Annotated in this window: 17 protein-coding genes; 12 read left to right on the top strand and 5 right to left on the bottom strand. The window is 69.3% G+C overall.

What is annotated here, in order from left to right; all coding sequences use genetic code 11:
• Window positions 1-45 precede the first annotated feature (45 nt).
• The 3 genes from B1729_RS17565 to B1729_RS17555 all read left to right on the top strand — a co-directional run bounded on the left by B1729_RS17565 (window position 46) and on the right by B1729_RS17555 (window position 3,250).
• A complete protein-coding gene (locus tag B1729_RS17565; RefSeq protein WP_163617183.1) occupies window positions 46-966 on the top strand; it encodes a PAC2 family protein in 921 nt (306 codons plus the stop codon).
• 248 nt (window positions 967-1,214) lie between these two features.
• Window positions 1,215-2,558 (top strand): RNA polymerase sigma factor, encoded by a 1,344-nt coding sequence (locus B1729_RS17560; protein WP_163634064.1) that lies wholly within the window; start codon window positions 1,215-1,217, stop codon window positions 2,556-2,558.
• On the top strand, window positions 2,555-3,250 hold the full coding sequence (locus B1729_RS17555; protein ID WP_163617181.1) for a coenzyme F420-0:L-glutamate ligase: 696 nt from the start codon (window positions 2,555-2,557) through the stop codon (window positions 3,248-3,250). Before B1729_RS17560 ends, B1729_RS17555 begins: the two co-directional genes overlap by 4 nt.
• A 66-nt stretch (window positions 3,251-3,316) precedes the next feature.
• Here the strand turns inward: B1729_RS17555 and B1729_RS17550 are convergent, their stop codons facing one another.
• Window positions 3,317-4,339, bottom strand: a complete 1,023-nt coding sequence (locus B1729_RS17550; RefSeq protein WP_163617180.1) for a sugar-transfer associated ATP-grasp domain-containing protein — start codon at window positions 4,337-4,339, stop codon at window positions 3,317-3,319.
• A 45-nt stretch (window positions 4,340-4,384) separates the two neighbouring features.
• On the opposite strand from B1729_RS17550, the gene B1729_RS17545 reads away from it, so the two are divergent.
• Both B1729_RS17545 and B1729_RS17540 read left to right on the top strand, forming a co-directional pair.
• Window positions 4,385-5,107, top strand: coding sequence for an alanine racemase C-terminal domain-containing protein (locus B1729_RS17545; protein ID WP_163634062.1), 723 nt, complete (start codon window positions 4,385-4,387; stop codon window positions 5,105-5,107).
• Window positions 5,104-6,147, top strand: a complete 1,044-nt coding sequence (locus B1729_RS17540) for an alanine racemase (RefSeq protein ID WP_163634060.1) — start codon at window positions 5,104-5,106, stop codon at window positions 6,145-6,147. Before B1729_RS17545 ends, B1729_RS17540 begins: the two co-directional genes overlap by 4 nt.
• Before the next feature lie 68 nt (window positions 6,148-6,215).
• On the opposite strand, the gene B1729_RS17535 is transcribed toward B1729_RS17540, so the two are convergent.
• Window positions 6,216-6,434 (bottom strand): hypothetical protein, encoded by a 219-nt coding sequence (locus B1729_RS17535; RefSeq protein ID WP_163617177.1) that lies wholly within the window; start codon window positions 6,432-6,434, stop codon window positions 6,216-6,218.
• A gap of 168 nt (window positions 6,435-6,602) precedes the next feature.
• On the opposite strand from B1729_RS17535, the gene B1729_RS17530 reads away from it, so the two are divergent.
• Window positions 6,603-8,684 carry a DNA topoisomerase IV subunit B gene (locus B1729_RS17530; RefSeq protein ID WP_163634058.1) on the top strand — a complete coding sequence of 694 codons (2,082 nt, stop codon included), beginning with the start codon at window positions 6,603-6,605 and terminating at the stop codon, window positions 8,682-8,684.
• Between the two features lie 101 nt (window positions 8,685-8,785).
• Here B1729_RS17530 and B1729_RS17525 read toward each other — a convergent pair whose 3' ends face one another.
• Window positions 8,786-11,245: a DNA topoisomerase IV subunit A gene (locus B1729_RS17525; protein WP_163634056.1), complete on the bottom strand. Its 2,460-nt coding sequence runs from the start codon at window positions 11,243-11,245 to the stop codon at window positions 8,786-8,788.
• Between the two features lie 68 nt (window positions 11,246-11,313).
• Here B1729_RS17525 and B1729_RS17520 point away from each other — a divergent pair, with 68 nt between their 5' ends.
• Window positions 11,314-12,429, top strand: coding sequence for a nucleotide pyrophosphatase/phosphodiesterase family protein (locus B1729_RS17520; protein WP_163617174.1), 1,116 nt, complete (start codon window positions 11,314-11,316; stop codon window positions 12,427-12,429).
• Between the two features lie 7 nt (window positions 12,430-12,436).
• On the opposite strand, the gene sepH is transcribed toward B1729_RS17520, so the two are convergent.
• Window positions 12,437-13,483, bottom strand: a complete 1,047-nt coding sequence (gene sepH / locus B1729_RS17515; RefSeq protein ID WP_163617173.1) for a septation protein SepH — start codon at window positions 13,481-13,483, stop codon at window positions 12,437-12,439.
• A gap of 245 nt (window positions 13,484-13,728) precedes the next feature.
• Here sepH and B1729_RS17510 point away from each other — a divergent pair, with 245 nt between their 5' ends.
• Window positions 13,729-14,022 (top strand): DUF4193 domain-containing protein, encoded by a 294-nt coding sequence (locus B1729_RS17510; RefSeq protein ID WP_163617172.1) that lies wholly within the window; start codon window positions 13,729-13,731, stop codon window positions 14,020-14,022.
• On the opposite strand, the gene B1729_RS17505 is transcribed toward B1729_RS17510, so the two are convergent.
• Window positions 13,997-14,512, bottom strand: coding sequence for a DUF3093 domain-containing protein (locus B1729_RS17505; RefSeq protein ID WP_163617171.1), 516 nt, complete (start codon window positions 14,510-14,512; stop codon window positions 13,997-13,999). The genes B1729_RS17510 and B1729_RS17505 overlap by 26 nt on opposite strands.
• A 12-nt stretch (window positions 14,513-14,524) precedes the next feature.
• Here B1729_RS17505 and dut point away from each other — a divergent pair, with 12 nt between their 5' ends.
• The 4 genes from dut (at window position 14,525) to acnA (ending at window position 19,374) form a co-directional block, all read left to right on the top strand.
• Window positions 14,525-14,977 (top strand): dUTP diphosphatase, encoded by a 453-nt coding sequence (dut, locus tag B1729_RS17500; RefSeq protein WP_204260011.1) that lies wholly within the window; start codon window positions 14,525-14,527, stop codon window positions 14,975-14,977.
• Entirely contained in the window at window positions 14,974-15,573 is a 600-nt protein-coding gene (locus tag B1729_RS17495) for a DUF3710 domain-containing protein (protein WP_163617170.1), read from the top strand. Before dut ends, B1729_RS17495 begins: the two co-directional genes overlap by 4 nt.
• Window positions 15,570-16,412 carry a DUF3159 domain-containing protein gene (locus tag B1729_RS17490; RefSeq protein ID WP_163634054.1) on the top strand — a complete coding sequence of 281 codons (843 nt, stop codon included), beginning with the start codon at window positions 15,570-15,572 and terminating at the stop codon, window positions 16,410-16,412. The genes B1729_RS17495 and B1729_RS17490 overlap by 4 nt, the downstream gene beginning before the upstream one ends.
• A gap of 133 nt (window positions 16,413-16,545) precedes the next feature.
• Entirely contained in the window at window positions 16,546-19,374 is a 2,829-nt protein-coding gene (acnA, locus tag B1729_RS17485) for an aconitate hydratase AcnA (RefSeq protein ID WP_163634052.1), read from the top strand.
• The last annotated feature ends 97 nt before the right edge of the window (window positions 19,375-19,471 follow it).

Raw genomic sequence — 19,471 nt, 5'->3', positions numbered from 1 at the left:
ACCGGCGTGACCCGACCAGGTCGGGGCGGCTCGTAGCATGGGAGCATGCCTTTTCCCGGCCCGCTGTTCGAGCGTGCGGCTTCCGCGCCGCCCGTCCCGCGCGGGCTGCCGCTGGTGATCGCCCTGACCGGGTTCACCGACGCCGGCAGCGCCGTGAGCCGCGCCATCGACTACTTCCGCGACGACCTGTCGCCGTCGCCGCTCGCGGTGTTCTCCAACGACACCCTGCTGGACTACCGGGCACGCCGGCCCATCGTCTCGTTCGAGAAGGACCACCTCACCGACTACCGCCCGCCGCGCCTGGAGCTCTCCTTCGCGCACGACGCCCTGGGGCAGCCGTTCCTTCTGCTGGCGGGCTATGAGCCGGACTTCGCCTGGGACGCCTTCGCCGACGCCGTCCTCGACTTCACCGAGAGCTACGGCGTGTCGACGGTGACGTGGGTGCACGCCATCCCGATGCCCGTTCCGCACACCCGGCCCATCGGCACGACGGTCAGCGGCACACGATCCGAGCTCACCGAGGCGCACTCGGTGTGGCAGCCGCACACGCAGGTCCCCGCCACGGCGGGTCATCTGCTCGAGTACCGGCTCGCTGCCGCCGGCGTGCGCATCGCCGGCTTCGTCCTGCTCGTTCCCCATTACCTGGGCGACACCGAGTATCCGGCGGCCGCGCTGGCCGCCCTGGACAGCCTCACCGTCGCGACGGGCCTGGTCTTCGCGGGCGACGATCTGCGCGACGAGAATCGCGAATACCTCGAGAAGGTCAGCGAGCAGATCGAGGGCAGTGACGAACTCGCCCGGATGGTGCAGGGGCTCGAAGAGCGCTACGACGCCTACATGGCGGGGTCCACCCTCGCGACCCCGATGATCCACACCGGCGATCTGCCCAGCGCCGACGAGCTCGCGGCCGAGCTCGAGAGATTCCTCGCGACACGACCCGCCGAGGACGACAAGCGCGGCTCCTGATCGCGTAGTCCGCCGCTGCCGTGGAATTCCGCGCACGACCTGCGCGTTGAACCTGGGGATGGAGGTGCGCCGATCCACGCGGGGCGATGCTGGCGGCGCACGGCAAGTATGAGATACTAGACGCTCTGACCCGTTGTCAACCGTCTTCGTCCGGCTTCCGGCTGAAGATGTGGACTTGACAAGGGTCTTACTAGTGTCCGAAACCGACCGGAGATGCGCACGGCGCGTCGACCGGTGAAAGGCGAAACGTGACTCCAGGCACGAACACCAAGGCTCGCTCGGCCGCGAAGGACACCGAGACGGACGAGACGAAGGCTCCCGCTGCGAAGAAGGCTCCCGCGGCGAAGGGCGCCCCCAAGGCGAAGGCGGCACCGAAGACCGCCTCGAAGCGCGCGAAGAAGTCGGACGACGACTTCGAGGACGACGTCGAGGAGCTCGACGTCGAGCTCGAGGGCGCGGACGACATCGAGGTGGACACCGCGGACGACGCGACCGAGGCAGCTCCGGCCGCCAAGGACGCGAAGGCCTCCACCGATGAGCCCGGCGCCGCCGAGGACGAGGAGGAGGACGAGGAGAGCACCAAGCCGGCGTTCACCGAGCCGCTCCCGACGGGCGCGATCGTCATCTCGTCGAGCGACGACGAGGATGTCCCGGTCTACTCGACGCAGATCACCGGCGCGACCGCCGACCCGGTCAAGGACTACCTGAAGCAGATCGGCAAGGTGCCGCTGCTGAACGCGGCCGAAGAGGTCGAGCTCGCGATGCGCATCGAGGCGGGCCTGTTCGCCGAAGAGAAGCTGTCGCACATGTCGGCGGCCGAGAAGACGTCGCAGCTGGGTCTCGACCTGCAGTGGGTCGCCCGCGACGGCCAGCGCGCCAAGAGCCACCTCCTCGGCGCCAACCTGCGCCTCGTCGTCTCCCTCGCCAAGCGCTACACGGGTCGCGGCATGCAGTTCCTGGATCTCATCCAGGAGGGCAACCTCGGTCTCATCCGCGCGGTCGAGAAGTTCGACTACACCAAGGGCTTCAAGTTCTCGACCTACGCGACGTGGTGGATCCGCCAGGCCATCACCCGCGCCATGGCCGACCAGGCTCGCACCATCCGCATCCCGGTGCACATGGTCGAGGTCATCAACAAGCTCGCCCGCGTGCAGCGTCAGATGCTGCAGGACCTCGGTCGCGAACCCACGCCCGAGGAGCTCAGCCGCGAGCTCGACATGACCCCTGAGAAGGTCATCGAGGTGCAGAAGTACGGCCGCGAGCCGATCTCGCTGCACACGCCCCTCGGCGAGGACGGCGACAGCGAGTTCGGCGATCTCATCGAGGACACCGAGGCCGTGGTTCCGGCCGACGCCGTCGGCTTCACGATGCTGCAGCGTCAGCTCGAGTCGCTCCTCGACTCGCTCTCCGAGCGCGAGGCCGGCGTGATCCGCATGCGCTTCGGACTCGGCGACGGTCAGCCGAAGACGCTCGACCAGATCGGCGACACGTTCGGGGTCACCCGCGAGCGGATCCGCCAGATCGAGTCGAAGACCATGGCGAAGCTGCGGCATCCGTCCCGCTCGCAGTCCCTGCGGGACTACCTCGAGTGAGCGAGGCGAACGCCGGCAAGGCGCTCACCGTACAGGTCGAAGGCTCGTCGTTCGCTCGCATCCCGATCCGCACGCGGGTCGTGATGCCGGGCGACGACCTCGATGAGTTCATCCGCGAGTATGCGGCGGATGCCGTGCGCGAGGGCGACCTGCTGTTCGTGACGGAGAAGGTCGTCGCGATCACGCAGGGCCGCTCGTACCTCGTCGATGACATCAAGCCCCGCAGGCTCGCATTGTTCCTCTCGAAGTACGTCACGCGCACGCCGCACGGCATCGGTCTCGGCATGCCCGAGACCATGGAGATGGCGCTGCGCGAGTGCGGCACGATCCGCATCCTCTTCGCGGCCGCTGTGTCGGCGGTCACGAAGCTGTTCGGACGCAAGGGCGACTTCTACCGCATCGCCGGCGACAAGGCGCGCGCGATCGACGGTCCCACCTCGGGCACGATCCCGCCCTACAACAAGGCGGTCGTGCTCGGACCGGAGCGGCCGCGCGAGGTGGCCCAGCACATCAAGACCCTGGTGGGCGGTGTGCCGGAGGTCGCCGTCGTCGACATCAACGATCTGGGCGGAAACATCCTCGGCTCGACCCTCGACAAGGCAGGGGAGAAGCGCCTGGTGGCGATCCTCAAGGACAACCCGCTCGGTCAGGGCCACCAGTCCACGCCGCTCGGCATCGTGCGCGCGGTCTGATCGCAGAGAACCGCGAAAGGGTATGTTTCCGCATCGGAAACATACCCTTTCGCGGTTCCGAAGGCGTCAGAACCCGATGGCCTCGCGGTAGCGCGCCTTGTGGCCGGTGCGGATGCCGGTGATGCTGGGCTTGTTCTCGTACACGCCCGCGCCCCAGTTGCCCTCCACGAGCACGGGGCCCTCGGGGGTCACCACGATGTCCCAACCGACGTACTGGATCTGGGGCACGACGCGCGCGACCTGGTCGACGAACTCCTTGACCTGGTCGATCATCGGCAGCTGGAAGTCGGCGATGACGAAGCCGCTGTCGGGATGCGCGACGTGCACGTGCCCGTGCGAGTCGTACCCGGGGCCGACGGCATGGCCGTTCTCGTCGAGCATCGTGTAGAACCCGCCGAAGGTCATCTGGTCGCTCACCGCACCGCGCCCGAACTTCTGCGCCATCGCCAGGATGTGCGTCTTCTGGCCGTCGAAGAAGGCCGTCACCCTGGTGGTGTTGACCGTCCCCGGGCAGACCGCGGCGAGGTCGGCGTGCTGGCGGATGACCTCCTCGATCAGCAGCTCACCTCGCTCGAGGAGGCCGCGGTGGAACCCGTCCCAGTCCGCCACTTCGGCGGCGTGGTAGCGGTGCACGCCGGTGCCCGCCTGGCCCACGGGCTCCTTGGTGACGATCGTGCCGTGACTCTCGGCGAAGGCGCGCACCGCCTCGGCATTGCCCTCCTCGACGACCATCCAGTCCCGGCGGAGGAAGTCGCTGAACGTGCGGTCGAACTCGACCTTGTCCTGGAACAGGCCGCGGTAGTCCGGGTGGTCGTACTTCTGCGACAGCTCGTTCGACACCGGATGCGTCATGTAGGTCGCCCGCTCGGCGCGGTTCAGGATCGCGAAGTCGTAGTCGACGTAGTCCTGGAAGCCGACCTGCTTGAACCCGGCCGACCAGAGCATGTCGGCCAGCACCGCCGGCGTCCACTTGCCGTGCGCATGGGCGGTCTCTTTCGCACGTTCCAGCACGGATCCGAGATCGATGCGACGGACACGCCAGGCGAGGTAGCGAAGGCGGTTCGAGAGGGCGAGGCCCTGAGAAGGCATGCGTGCTCCGGGATCGGGTTCGGGGGACCCCGATAGTCTAGAGGCGTGAGTTCCTCGATCCCTGGGCACGACGTGCCCGTGCCCGGATCGGAGCCTCGCAGCAGCCCCGTCGCCCGCATCTCGCGCGGCGCGCTCACCGCGAACGCCCGTGCCGCCTGGGACCGCGGCATCCGTTCCTTCGATCCTTCCGTTCTCGAAGCGGATGCCTGGGGGCACGGCAGCGGGCTCGTGCGCGAGGTCCTCGAGGCTCAGGGAATCGTCGCTGCCGAAGCGCCGGTCCCCAGGGTCGAGGCGGGGACCGCGATCGCGCGGCCGTCGACCGGGCTGTCGGCGTCGACGCTGTTCGGCCTTCCCGGTGCCGAGCCCCCGGCGCGCACCGCACTCCGGCTCTCCGGCACGGTGCTCTCGGTGAAGGACCTCCGCGCGGGCGAGGGCGTGTCGTACGGGTACGCCTACCGCGCCGATGCGGACACGCGCGTCGCGCTGGTGACCGGCGGCTACGCACAGGGCATCGTCCGCGGGCTGGGCGGCGCCGTCGACGTCGCGATCGCGGGCGAGCGGCATCCGATCGTCGGGCGTGTCGCGATGGACGTGTGCGTCGTCGACATCCGAGATGCCGCCGTCCGGCGAGGCGACGAGGTGTTGTTCCTCGGTGACCCCGCGCACGGCGAGCCGTCGCTCGCCGAGTGGGTGCGCGCGACCGGCCTGTTCGCGCCGGAGCTCATCACCGCCGTCGGGCTGCGGGCGATCCGCGAGGAGGCGCCGTGAGCGCGCGACTGCACGTCGACCTGAAGGCGCTGACCTCGAACATCGCCCGCGTGCGCGAGACCGTCACGCCGGCCGAGCTGATGCTCGTCGTCAAGGACGACGCCTACGGACACGGCCTGGAGCCCGTCGTGCACGCCGCCGCGGCGGCCGGGGTGACCTGGTTCGGGGCGTTCGATGTGCGGACGGGGGCCGCCGTTCGCGCCGCTGCCGGCAGCGACGCCCGCATCTTCGCGTGGATCGCGGCGTCCCGTGACGACTTCGGCGCCGCCATCGCCGCACGCATCGACCTCGGCGTCGGCGACGCCGGACTTCTCGAAGAGCTGGCGGATGCCGCGGCCGACGCCGGCGCGACACCACAGGTTCATCTCAAGATCGACACCGGCCTGCATCGCAACGGCGTCCGCCCGGAGGACTGGCCCGCCTTCGTCGCACGGGCCGCTGAGCTGCAGAGCGCCGGGCTCATCGACGTCGTCGGCGTGTGGAGCCACATCGCCGAGGCGTCCGACGCCGAGGACGACGATGCCCGCGCCGTCTTCGAGGCGGCTCTGGCCCAGGCCGAGGCCGCCGGCATCCACCCGTCCGTCCGTCATCTGGCCGCCAGTGCGGCGTCGTTCGCCCGGCCGGAGTTCCGCTACGACATGGTGCGGGTCGGGGCGTTCTGCTACGGCATCCGCTCAGCCGGCGGGCCGTCCGCGGAGGACCTGGGTCTGGAGCCGATCGCACGGCTGGAGGCGGACGTCGTCGCTGTCCAGGACGAGGCGGTGAGGATCGGTCTCGGCGCACTGGACGGACTTCCCACGTCGCTGCAGGGCCGAGCCGGGGTCGGAACGCCGGGAGGGCGGCGGCCGCTGCTCGCCGTGGGAGGCTCCGAGTCGCTGGTCGGCACATGGCCGGGTGCGGCGACCGGGGATGTCGTCAGGATCTACGGCACTGCAAAAGACGGCGAAGGCTCTGCGACGGACCTCGCCGAGCTCATCGACACGATCGGCGAAGAGATCGCCGTGCGCGTGTCACCGCTGATTCCCCGGGTCTACACGTAGAACGCCCGCAAGACGCAGGCGTCTCACGGGCGTTCTTCACAGGACTGCGCGGCAGCAGCCCTCAAGACTCATTCGGCCAGCCGGGCCGTCTCGTCGTGCCACGAGGTCGCGATGCTGCGGAGCTTCTCTTCGTACTTGCGGCCATGGTGGGCGCAGAAGAGCAGTTCGCTGCCGTTGACCTCCGCAGCGATGTACGCCTGGGCGCCGCACGAATCGCAGCGGTCCATCGCGGTCAGTCGGTACTCGAGGACGGCGCCGTTCTCTGTGGGTGTCGATAGCGTGGTCATTTCGGTGCCTCCTCGTATACGTAGAACTCTTGGCCGGTGATGAGATACAACCACGGGGATGTTTCGAGAATGCCGCGAACAGGCGACATTTCGCTGAGCGCGTAGCGCTCATCCTCCTGACGCGTGTCTGCACGAGCCTGCCGGGTGCCCGGATTACGATGGGAGACTGTGACCGCCGAGTATTCCGCCCATCATCTTCAGGTGCTTGAAGGGCTCGAGGCGGTCCGCAAGCGCCCGGGCATGTACATCGGCTCGACGGACTCTCGCGGGCTCATGCACTGCCTCTGGGAGATCATCGACAACTCCGTCGATGAGGCCCTGGCCGGTCACGGCACGCGGATCGACATCGTGCTCCACGCCGACGGCAGCGTGGAGGTGCGCGACCGCGCCCGTGGCATTCCCGTCGACATCGAGCCCCGCACCGGACTGTCAGGCGTCGAGGTGGTCTTCACGAAGCTGCACGCCGGCGGCAAGTTCGGCGGCGGCTCGTACGCGGCCTCCGGCGGCCTGCACGGCGTCGGGGCGTCCGTCGTCAATGCGCTGTCGGAGCGCCTCGACGTCGAGGTGGACCGCGGCGGCAAGACCTGGGCGATGTCATTCCATCGCGGCGAGCCCGGCGTGTTCTCCAACGGCAGCCCCAGCTCGACCTTCACGCCGTTCGAGCAGCGCAGCGAACTGCGGGTCGCCGGCCGCGCCGCGAAGGGCGTGACGGGAACCCGCATCCGCTACTGGGCCGACCCGCAGATCTTCACGAAGGATGCCGCCTTCAACCTGCAGGAGCTCGAGCAGCGCGCGCGCCAGACCGCGTTCCTCGTCCCCGGCCTCGAGATCGTCATCCGCGATGAGCGGCCGGGCACCGAAACCGGCGAACCCGTCGAGACGAGCTACCGGTTCGACGGCGGCATCTCCGAGTTCGCCGACTTCCTCGCCCCCGACGCGGGCATCACCGACACCTGGCGACTCACGGGCGAGGGCAGTTTCACCGAGACCGTTCCCGTGCTGCAGCCGTCGGGCGCCATGGTGCCCACCGAGGTGGAGCGGGAATGCCACGTCGATGTCGCCGTGCGGTGGGGGACCGGCTACGAGACGGTGTCGCGCTCGTTCGTCAACATCATCGCGACGCCGAAGGGCGGCACCCACCAGCAGGGGTTCGAGCAGGGGCTCATGAAGGTCCTCCGCGATCAGGTCGCGCAGAACGCCCGGCGGCTCAAGGTCGGCAACGACAAGATCGAGAAGGACGACATCCTCGCCGGTCTCACCGCGGTGCTCACCGTGCGTGTCCCCGAGCCGCAGTTCGAAGGGCAGACCAAGGAGGTGCTCGGCACCCCGGCGGTCCGTCAGATCGTGTCGAACGTCATCATCCGCGAGTTGACCGCACGCTTCACCTCGGCCAAGCGCGACGACAAGGCGCAGACCTCACTCCTGCTCGACAAGATCGTCTCCGAGATGAAGGCGCGCATCTCGGCGCGCACGCACAAAGAGACCCAGCGCCGCAAGAACGCCCTGGAGTCGTCGTCGCTGCCGGCGAAGCTCGCCGACTGCCGGTCGAACGACGTCGCCGAGTCGGAGTTGTTCATCGTCGAGGGCGACTCGGCCCTCGGCACCGCGAAACTCGCGCGCAACAGCGAGTTCCAGGCCCTTCTGCCGATTCGCGGCAAGATCCTCAACGTGCAGAAGGCGTCCATCAGCGACATGCTCTCGAACGCAGAGTGCGCCGCGATCATCCAGGTGATCGGCGCGGGCTCGGGTCGCTCCTTCGACCTCGAGACGGCGCGCTACGGCAAGATCATCCTGATGAGCGACGCCGACGTCGACGGCGCGCACATCCGCACGCTGCTGCTCACCCTCTTCTTCCGCTACATGCGCCCGCTCATCGACGAGGGCCGCGTGTACGCCGCCGTTCCCCCGCTGCACCGCGTGGTCGTGATGAATCCCGGATCCAAGCCGAACGACACGATCTACACCTACTCCGAGGGCGAGCTTCACGGTCTGCTCACCAAGCTGACCAAGGCCGGCAAGCGCTGGCAGGAGCCGGTCCAGCGCTACAAGGGCCTGGGCGAGATGGACGCCGACCAGCTCGCGACGACGACCATGGACCGTGCCGGCCGCACCCTCCGCCGCGTGCGGATGCAGGATGCCGAGGCTGCGGCATCCGTCTTCGAGCTGCTCATGGGCAACGACGTCGCGCCGCGCAAGGAGTTCATCATCGACTCCAGCGACCGGCTCGCGCGCGAGCGCATCGACGCCTGACGACCACCGGTCGTCGAGCGAGCGGAGCGAGACGAAACGCCGTCTGCTGCTCGACGCGTTTCGTGTCGCTCGTTCCTCGCTCGCTCAACCCCCGGTGAACGTCAGCGGATGCCGGTGCCGACCGCGGCGATGACGCCGTCGAGCGCCGTGCCCGAGGCGTCGCGCTTCGCGCCCGAGTCGGGCAGCGCGCGGACCGCCCCATCGGCGCCGACCGCACGCGGGTCGGTGCCGACCCAGGCGATCGTCAGCGCATCTTCGCCGCGGAGGAACCGGTGGGCGCGGACGCCGCCGGTCGCACGGCCCTTGGCGGGGAACTCGCTGAAGAGCGAGACCTTGGCGCTGACGGCATCGGTGCCCGCGAGCGCTGTCGTCGAGCCGGCGATCGTCACCACGACGGCGTCGAACTCCGAGGGGCCGACGACGTCGAACGCGATGACGTGCGCACCGTCCGTCAGACGGATGCCCGCCATGCCGCCGGCGGAACGGCCCTGCGGCCGCACCGAGGACGCGTCGAAACGCAGCAGCTGGGCGTCGCTGGCGACGAACACCAGTTCCGCGCCGTCGGAGGCGGGCGCGGCGCCGACCACACGGTCGCCATCCTTGAGCGAGATGATCTCGATGTCGTGCTTGTTGGCGATCTCGCTCGCGGCGATGCGCTTCACGATCCCCTGCGCCGTGCCGACGGCGATCGGCGGGGCGTCGGCGAGCGGGACCAGGGCGACGACGTGCTCGCCGCCGCTCAGCCCGAGGTACTGATCGGCACGCGTCCCGGCGCCGAGCTGCACCGAGTTGCCGGGGACCGAGGGCAGGTCGACGGGGGAGAGGCGCACCAGGCGGCCGAGGTTCGTCACCGCGCCGATGTCGCCACGGGTGGTCGCGTCCACCGACGAGCGGATGGCGTCGTGCTTCGAGCGGCGTGCCGGCGCCACGACGCCGCCACCCGGCGCATCGGCCACCAGCTCGGCACGGACCATGCGTCCGGTGGCCGAGAGGAAGACGCGACACGGTGCGTCCGCGATCTGCAGGTCGACGGCGGCCGCCGCGGCGCGCGAGCGCGGCTGCACCGGACCGCCGTTGAGCAGCAGCGTGCGCCGCGGCGTGCCGAACGCCTCGGCTGCGGCATCCAGCTCCTGCGCCACCTGCGCGCGGAGGAGCACATCGCTGCCGAGGAGCTCCTCGAGCAGCGCGATCTCTTTCTTGAGATTGTCGCGCTCGGTCTCGAGCTCGATGCGGGAGAACTTCGTCAACCGCCGCAATCGCAGCTCGAGGATGTACTCGGCCTGCGGTTCGGACAGGTCGAAGACGCTCATCAGGCGCGAGCGCGCCTGCTCGCCGTCATCCGAGGTGCGGATGACCTGGATGACCTCGTCGATGTCGAGGATCGCGATGAGGAGGCCCTCGACGAGGTGCAGGCGTTCCTTGCGGCGCGCGAGGCGGTAGCGGCTGCGCCGGGTGACGACGCTGATGCGATGGTCGAGGTAGACCCGCAGAAGCTCCCGGAGACCGAGGGTCTGCGGCTGCCCTTCGACGAGGGCGACGTTGTTGATGCTGAACGAGTCCTCGAGCGGCGTCAGCCGGTAGAGGTGGTCGAGCACCGCCTGCGGGTCGAAGCCGGTCTTGATGCCGATGACCAGGCGCAGTCCGTGGTGGCGGTCGGTGAGATCGGTGACGTCGGCGATGCCCTGCAGCTTCTTGGCGTTGACGGCGTCCTTGATCTTCTCGATCACCCGCTCCGGGCCGACGAGGTACGGCAGCTCGGTGACGATGAGACCGGTGCGGCGGGGACCCAGCGACTCGATCGACACCTTCGCGCGCGTGCGGAAGCTTCCGCGTCCGTTCGTGTACGCGTCCTTGATGCCGTCGAGGCCGACGATGATGCCCCCGCCGGGGAGGTCCGGCCCCGGCACGTACTCCATGAGCTCGTCGACGGTCGCCTCGGGATTGTCGAGCAGATGGGTCGCCGCGCCGACCACCTCGATGAGATTGTGCGGCGCCATGTTGGTGGCCATGCCGACCGCGATGCCGGTCGTGCCGTTGACGAGGAGGTTCGGGAACGCGGCCGGCAGCACCTCGGGCTGCTGGAACTGCCCGTCGTAGTTCGGGATGAAGTCGACGACGTCCTCGTCGAGATTCTCGGTGAGCGCGAGCGCGGGCGGGGCGAGGCGAGCCTCGGTGTAGCGCGGGGCGGCGGGGCCGTCGTCGAGCGAGCCGAAGTTGCCGTGACCGTCGACGAGGGGCACGCGCAGCGAGAACGGCTGGGCGAGACGCACCAGGGCGTCGTAGATGGGGGCGTCGCCGTGCGGGTGCAGCTTTCCCATCACCTCGCCGACGACGCGCGCACTCTTGACGTGCCCGCGGTCCGGGCGCAGGCCCATGTCGGCCATCTGGAAGAGGATGCGCCGCTGCACCGGCTTCAGCCCGTCGCGCGCGTCGGGAAGTGCGCGCGAATAGATCACCGAGTACGCGTACTCGAGGAACGACGTCTGCATCTCGGACGAGACGTCGACGTCCTCGATGCGTCCGTGGTCGGCGGGTGAGGAATCGGTGCGGGAAGCGGGCATGTGTCGATGAAGCCTCGGGTGACGGCGGGAGCGGTGGGGCGCGGCCGCGGTGTGCGAGACTGGCCCCGATGTCCCTCAGCCTACCCGCGGACCCGCCGCGCGCCCGGAGCCTCACCCGTGTCGTGCCCGAGATGTCGGCAGCGCTGAACGGCGGATCCGAGTGGTTCGCACCGGCGCGCAGCGCGATCGTGTGGGTGATCGACGGGCTGGGCGTGTCGAACCTCGCCGCCCGCGCGGGACACGCGCGCTTCCTCAGCGAGGCGCGGACGAAACGGGATGCCGCACGCACCGTCTTCCCCTCGACCACGGCAGCGGCGCTGACGAGCCTCCTCACGGGCGTGCTGCCCGGCGCGCACGGGATCGTCGGCTATCGGGCACGCATCCCCGGCACCGACGACGTCGTGAACATGCTGCGCGGCTGGGACACCGACGGCCTCCCGCTCTCGTTCCAGCGCGCCGCCCCGCTGTCGGCCACGCTCGGCCGACCGTTCTTCGCCGTCTCGCGCAACGAGTACGCGCGCACGGGATTCACCGCCGCGACGCTCGGCGACGCCGAGTTCCACGGCGCCGACGACCTCGACGAACGCGTGCGGGTCGCCGCCGACCTCGCGGCGCGGCATCCGGGTTCCCTCGTCTATCTCTACGCGGCCGATCTCGACGCGATCGGCCACAAGCGCGGCTGGGAGTCGGACGAGTGGGTCGCCGCTCTGGAGAGGGTCGACGCCGCGGCGCGCACCCTGGCGGCGTCGATCGACCGGGGCACCGGAGTGGTGGTGACCTCCGATCACGGCATGATCGACGTGCCGCGGCACCGTCAGATCCTCCTGAAGGAGGGCGACGACCTGCTCGAGGGCGTGCGCCTGATCGGCGGCGAGCCGCGCCTGCTGCAGCTCTACTCCGAGCCGGGAGAAGCGGATGCCGTGCTCACGCGCTGGCGAGAGGCTGAGGCATCCCGGTCATGGGTCTTCTCCCGCGCCGAGCTCGAGGCGTCGGGCCTCATCGGCGCGGTGGATCCCGAGGTCGCCGGGAGGATCGGGGATGTGATCGTGGCCGCTCGCGCCGGGATCGCGTACTACGACGATCGCCTCGCCGACAAGGCGCCGCAGAAGATGATCGGGCAACACGGGTCGCTGACCGATGAGGAGCGGATCGTGCCGCTCATCCGGCTCGGCGCGTTCGCCTGAGCGGGCGTCAGTCGTCGGAGCGGGCGCCGAAGACGATCTCGTCCCACGAGGGCATCGAGGTGCGTCCCTTGTTGCGACGACCGGCCTCCGCCACCGCCGCGGGAGTGGGGGCCTGGAAGTCGGATGCCGGCGGCTCCTCGTCGGCTGGCGCCCCGTCGTAGCCCGGCTCGAGGGCGTCGAACAGGGCGACGGGCGCCGACGAGCGCTGCGGCGCGGCAACCTCGTCCACCCCGGGCAGCGGCTCGCGCTGACCGCGGCGGCGGCGCAACGCCTCTAGCAGGTCGGCTGTCTCCGCCGAGGTGACGATGGTGGGCTCGCTCGCCCGCTTTATCGCCGCCTCCTGGACGGCGGGGGCGGCGGGGGCCGGGATCTCGGGCGACTCGATGTCGGCGTCGGGAAGACCGCGGGGGCCGAAGGCGCCGCTGTCGAAGCGGGAGTCGTCCTTCGCCGGCACGGTCTCCAGAGCGCGCAGGCGCGGGATCAGTCCCTCGGGCAATGATCCCTGCCGAGACAGCTGGATCGCGTCGGAGTTCAGTGGTGACAACGTGCTCCGGCGAGGATCGAAGCCCCAGCGTGCGTCGTGGCCGATGTCGTTCGCGGTGAACTCGAGCTTGACGGTCCACCCGGTCGGCGCTTTCCAGCTGGTCCACCGCTCGCCGACGGCGCCTGCCTCGGCCAGCTTGCCGCGCACTGCGGAGCCGAACGTCGTCTGACCGTCGCCCTCGAAATCGCCGCCGAGGAGAACGGGCACGGCCAGCGCCTGACCGACGACGTGCTCGCGCTCGGCCAGCACGGGTCCTTCGAAGCGGACGACGTCCTCGACACGGGCGCCGAGAAGCTCGGCGACCTCTCGCGCCGACAGCCCTGAGCGGATGTGGGCCTGGATCTCACGCGGGCTGGCGCGCGGCGCCTGCACATCGGTATCGCGGTCGCGCCGCGCCTTGCGCAGCTCGACACGCAGGACGTCGTCCACGTCGAGCGAGAATCTCTCGCCGGACTCGGTCGCCAGGATGAGCTTGTCGTCCTCGGTTCCGATGACCTTGAGCTGTTCCATTGCGAACGCCCCTTCAATTTTCCCTTGGGCTCACGGGCTCCTGGCAGTCGTTCCTGCCTGATCCGCCCCATCGTGTCACAGGGGAGTGCGGTGACCGGGAATATCCCGCGCGTGCCGCGAGTTTCACGCGACGCACGGGGTCGACACCGCCGGACGCATTTGCGAAAAGAGGAACCGTCGTGCAAACTATCGCCGCCCGCAAGGGCGAGCGCACCCGCGATACCCGGAAGTTGAGACGTTCACGCATGGCCACCGATTACGACGCCCCCCGCAAGACAGAGGACGACAGCGAGTCGATCGAAGCGCTCAAGGAGCGCGTCCCCGACAAGCTCTCGGGCTCGGTCGACGCGGAGGATGCCGACAACCCGTCGGGGTTCGAGCTGCCCGGTGCCGATCTGTCGGACCTCGAGCTCGACGTCGTCGTTCTCCCGCCCCAGGAGGACGAGTTCACCTGTTCGAACTGCTTCCTCGTGAAGCACCGTTCCCAGCTCGATCACGAGACCGCCGACGGCCCTATGTGCCTGGAGTGCTCCGCGTGATCTGAGCCCGCCGCACAGCGGCGGAAAGTCGATCCGGCGTCCGCGAGGAGATCACCCACGCGGTCGTCGGGTCGTCGACGTCGGTCACGGGGATCACGACGATCCCGTCGATCCCACCCCGGATCAGATGCCACGACCGCGGGTCGAGACCCGCACCGCGCGCATGGCGCGCATCATCGTCGACGTGCACCTCGGGCGTCCCGAGGAAGTCCACGCCGATGTGCGCCCGCCCGGCGCGCAGTTCGCCGTCCCGGACCTCGACCACCGGCGCGGCCGCGATCATGAGTGCGATCAGCACCACACCGATTCCGGCACCTACCACGAGCGCGATCGTCGTGTCGATGGGAGTGAGGACGAGCGCCGCCATCGGTGCCGCCAGCGCAGCTGCGACCAGGATCCAGAGCGAGGGGCCCAATCGCTCGCGGTACCGCTCCCGGGAGCGGTCGCTGCGGCCGCTGGGAGCATCGGCGTGACGCATGGAGTTCTGCATTACCCTCGTTGGGTGACTGAAACGGTGGACGTCCCCATTATCGCCCCCGACGTCCCGGTGTACGCGCACCCCGGAGATGCCGGAGCCGACCTGGTCGCCGCCGAGGCGGTGCACCTCGGACCCGGTGAGCGCGCGCTCGTCGGCACGGGCGTCCGCATCGCGCTGCCCGACGGCTACGTGGCCTTCGTCGTGCCCCGCAGCGGCCTCGCGGCCAAGCACGGCATCACCATCGTCAACGCCCCCGGGACGATCGACGCCGGCTATCGCGGCGAGATCAAGGTCATCCTGCTCAACACCGATCGCGAGCACGCCCACGACATCGAAGTGGGCGACCGCGTCGCGCAGCTCATCGTGATGCCGGTGCCTCGCGCCGTTTTCATTCCCGTGGAGACCCTGCCCGACAGTGTGCGCGGCGAGGGCGGCTTCGGCTCCACGGGCTACCAGAAGGATGGAATCCTCGCATGACCGACCCCTCAGCCGCCGACGGACCCCGCAAGGTCGCGCCGGAGGACCGCGCCACGACCGGACCGTTCGACGAGTCCGAAGCAAACCCGGTGCGTCCGTACATCGACCTCGGCGGCATCAAGATCCTGCCGCGCGAGGGGCTGAACCTGCGCCTCGAGGTCGAGGAGCAGACCAAGCGCATCGTCGCCGTCGGCCTGGACTACGCCGACTCGACGCTGCAGGTGCAGCCTTTCGCCGCACCGCGATCGGCGGGGCTCTGGGAGGAGACCCGTGAGCAGATCCGCCAGCAGATCCGCCAGCAGGGTGGCCGTGTCGAGGAGCGGGAAGGCCCGCTGGGCCCTGAACTTCTCGCCGAGGTGCCCGTCGTCGCCGGACCGGACGGCACCGCGGGCAAACGTCTCGCCCGCTTCGTCGGCGTGGACGGACCGCGCTGGTTCCTGCGCGGCGTCATCGGCGGGGCGGCCACGGCCGACGTCGAGGCGGCCGCCGCCGTCGAGGACCTGTTCCGCTCGATCGTCGTCGTGCGGGGCGGCTCGCCGATGCCGCCGCGCGACCTCATCCCGCTGCGCATGCCGGCCACGCCGGGATCGGCGTGAGCGACAGCGCGCGCGCGGACGACTCCTCGTCCGAGCCGGCGACGAGCCCTCCCGCTGAGGCAGCGGCCCCGAACGAAAGGGCCGTCGGTCCGTCCGGCGCAGAGGCGGATGCTGCCCCCGAAGCTGCGACGGAAGCTCCGGCCTCGGCATCCGAGGTCCTCGGCGCCGCACTCGGCGACGCGGCCCGCCGGGCGGGACTGGATCCGGCAGAGGGCAAGAGCACGGGTCACGTCGTCTGGTCCGCGATGGGGGGCTGGCGCGGCATCCTGGAATCCGTTCTTCCGGGCCTCGTGTTCCTCGTCACCTGGACCGCGACGTACGACCCCGAGAGCCGCTCCGGCAACCTGCTGCTGAGCCTCGGCCTGTCGGTCGGCCTCGCCGCCGTGTTCACCGCGGTCAGGCTCATCCAGCGGCAGTCCGCGAGTGCCGCCATCGGCGGGCTCATCGCGGCGGCCGCCGCCGCCGGACTGTCGCTGTGGACCGGCAGAGGAGAGGACAGCTTCATCCCGGGCTTCCTCACCAACACGATCTACGGCACGGCGTTCATCGTTTCGGCCCTTATCGGCTGGCCGCTCATCGGCCTCGCTGTCGGGTTCCTGATGGGGGAGGGCACCGCGTGGCGCGCGGATCGCCGCAAGCGACGCGTGTTCTTCTGGCTGTCGCTCGCCTGGGGCGCGCTGTTCGCGCTGCGCCTCATCGTGCAGGTGCCGCTCTACTTCGCCGGAGATGTCACCGCGCTCGGCACACTCAAGCTGGTGATGGGGCTGCCGCTGTTCGCGCCGCTGGTCGCCGTCACGTGGCTCGCCGTGCGCGCGCTCTATCCCCGTGCGCCGAAGTGATACATTTATCTTGACATCAAGATAATTTTCCCCCGATCCGTTAGGTCGGCCTCACTAGCCGCGGGCTTCTCTGCGGGGGAAGATGGGGATGCCGGACTCCGGTACGATCCCGCCGCCGACGAAGGAGACAGACGTGTCCACGGTTGACAGCTTCGGTGCGAAGAGCACCCTGACGGTCGGCAGCACCGACTACGAGATCTTCCGCATCGACACGGTCGCGGGCTACGAGAAGCTCCCGTTCAGCCTCAAGGTGCTGCTCGAGAATCTGCTGCGCACCGAGGACGGCGCGAACGTCACCAAGGAGCAGATCCAGGCTCTCGGGTCGTGGGATGCCGCAGCCGAGCCGAACACCGAGATCCAGTTCACGCCCGCTCGCGTCGTGATGCAGGACTTCACCGGCGTTCCGTGCATCGTCGACCTCGCCACCATGCGTGAGGCCGTCACCGCGCTGGGCGGCGACCCGACGAAGATCAACCCGCTGTCGCCGGCCGAGATGGTCATCGACCACTCGGTGATCGCCGACCTGTTCGGCACCGAGAACGCCCTCGAGCGCAACGTCGAGATCGAGTACGAGCGCAACGGCGAGCGGTACCAGTTCCTGCGCTGGGGCCAGACCGCGTTCGACGACTTCAAGGTCGTCCCTCCGGGCACGGGCATCGTCCACCAGGTGAACATCGAGCACCTCGCGAAGGTGATCTACGACCGTTCGGTGGGCGGCGTCCTGCGCGCCTACCCCGACACCTGCGTCGGCACCGACTCGCACACGACCATGGTCAACGGGCTCGGCGTCCTCGGCTGGGGCGTCGGCGGCATCGAGGCGGAGGCGGCCATGCTCGGTCAGCCGGTGTCGATGCTCATCCCCAAGGTCGTCGGCTTCAAGCTCTCGGGCGCGATCCCGACCGGCGTCACGGCCACCGATGTCGTGCTGACCATCACCGACATGCTGCGCAAGCACGGCGTTGTCGGCAAGTTCGTCGAGTTCTACGGCGAGGGCGTGGCGTCCGTTCCGCTCGCGAACCGCGCCACCATCGGCAACATGAGCCCGGAGTTCGGCTCGACCGCCGCGATGTTCCCGATCGACAGCGTGACCGTCGATTATCTGCGCCTGACGGGCCGTGACGAGCAGCAGCTCGCGCTGGTCGAGGCGTATGCGAAGGAGCAGTCGCTCTGGCACGACCCCTCGCGCGAGCCGGTCTTCAGCGAGTACATGGAGCTCGACCTGTCCACGGTCGTTCCGTCGATCGCCGGCCCCAAGCGCCCGCAGGACCGCATCGTGCTGTCGCAGGCGAAGCAGCAGTTCGAGAGCGACCTCACCAACTACGCCGAGGTCGACCACGATCTGGTCGATCTCGAGGGCTCGGAGTCGTTCCCGGCCTCCGACCCGCCCGGAAACTCGCCCGAGGACGAGTACAGCCGCCACGAGCACCACCACCACAGCCACGCGCCGGCGACGGCGTCGAAGCCGACCCCGGTGACGCTCGAGGGCGGCGAGAAGTTCGTCCTCGACCACGGCGCCGTGACGATCGCCGCGATCACGTCCTGCACGAACACGTCGAACCCGTCGGTCATGCTGGCGGCGGGTCTGCTCGCGCGCAACGCCGTGAGGAAGGGCCTCAAGGCCAAGCCGTGGGTCAAGACCACCCTCGCGCCCGGCTCGAAGGTCGTCACCGACTACTACGAGAAGGCGGGGCTCACCAAGGACCTCGAAGAGCTCGGCTTCTTCACGGTGGGCTACGGCTGCACCACGTGCATCGGCAACTCGGGCCCGCTCATCGAGGAGGTGTCGGCGGCGATCAACGAGAACGACCTCGCCGTGACGGCCGTCCTCTCGGGCAACCGCAACTTCGAGGGCCGCATCAACCCCGACGTGAAGATGAACTACCTTGCGAGCCCGCCTCTCGTGATCGCGTACTCCCTCGCGGGTTCGATGAACTTCGACTTCGAGGTCGACCCGCTCGGCACCGACCAGGATGGCAACGACGTGTTCCTGCGCGACATCTGGCCCGACTCGGCCGAGGTGCAGGCGACGATCGACTCGTCGATCAACAAGGACATGTTCACCCATCAGTACGCGAGTGTCTTCGAGGGCGACGAGCGGTGGCGGACCCTCCCGACCCCGACGGGTGACGTGTTCGAGTGGGATGACGCATCCACCTACGTGCGCAAGCCCCCGTACTTCGACGGCATGACGATGGAGCTGACGCCGGTCACCGACATCTCGGGCGCGCGCGTGATGGCCACGCTGCTGGACTCGGTCACCACCGACCACATCAGCCCGGCGGGAAACATCAAGGCCGACAGCCCGGCGGGCAAGTACCTCGCCGAGCACGGCGTCGACCGCAAGGACTTCAACTCGTACGGCTCGCGCCGCGGCAACCACGAGGTGATGATCCGGGGGACGTTCGCGAACATCCGCCTGAAGAACCAGCTGGTGCGCGCTGTCAACGACGGCGCCGAGGTGGAGGGCGGTCTCACCCGCGACTTCACGCAGGAGGGCGGCCCGCAGTCGTTCATCTACGACGCCAGCCAGAACTACCAGGCCGCGGGCACCCCGCTCGTCATCTTCGGCGGCAAGGAGTACGGCTCCGGCTCGTCCCGCGACTGGGCGGCCAAGGGTACGAGCCTCCTGGGCGTCAAGGCGGTCATCACCGAGAGCTTCGAGCGCATCCACCGCTCGAACCTCATCGGCATGGGCGTCGTCCCCCTGCAGTTCCCGGCCGGCGAGAGCTGGGCGTCGCTCGGACTCGACGGCACCGAGATCGTCTCGATCTCCGGGCTCGAGCAGCTCAACGAGGGCGTCACGCCGAAGACGGTGCGCGTCACCGCCGAGCCGAGCGAGTTCTCCGCTCCCGGCAAGGCGACTGTCGAGTTCGACGCGGTCGTCCGCATCGACACGCCCGGTGAGGCGGACTACTACCGAAACGGCGGCATCCTGCAGTACGTGCTGCGCTCGCTGGTCTGACAGCTGATTCACGGGGGACCGGATGCTGCGGCATCCGGTCCCCCCTTCATGCCCCGGGTAGACTTGCAGAGCCCTTCCCGGGCCGGAAAGGAGCGGG

The sequence above is a fragment of the Microbacterium sp. B35-04 genome (genome assembly GCF_010634885.1).
Taxonomy (GTDB): Bacteria; Actinomycetota; Actinomycetes; order Actinomycetales; family Microbacteriaceae; genus Microbacterium.
The sequence above is the reverse complement of the archived record's forward strand: the minus strand, read 5'-3'. Positions and strand labels throughout refer to the sequence as shown.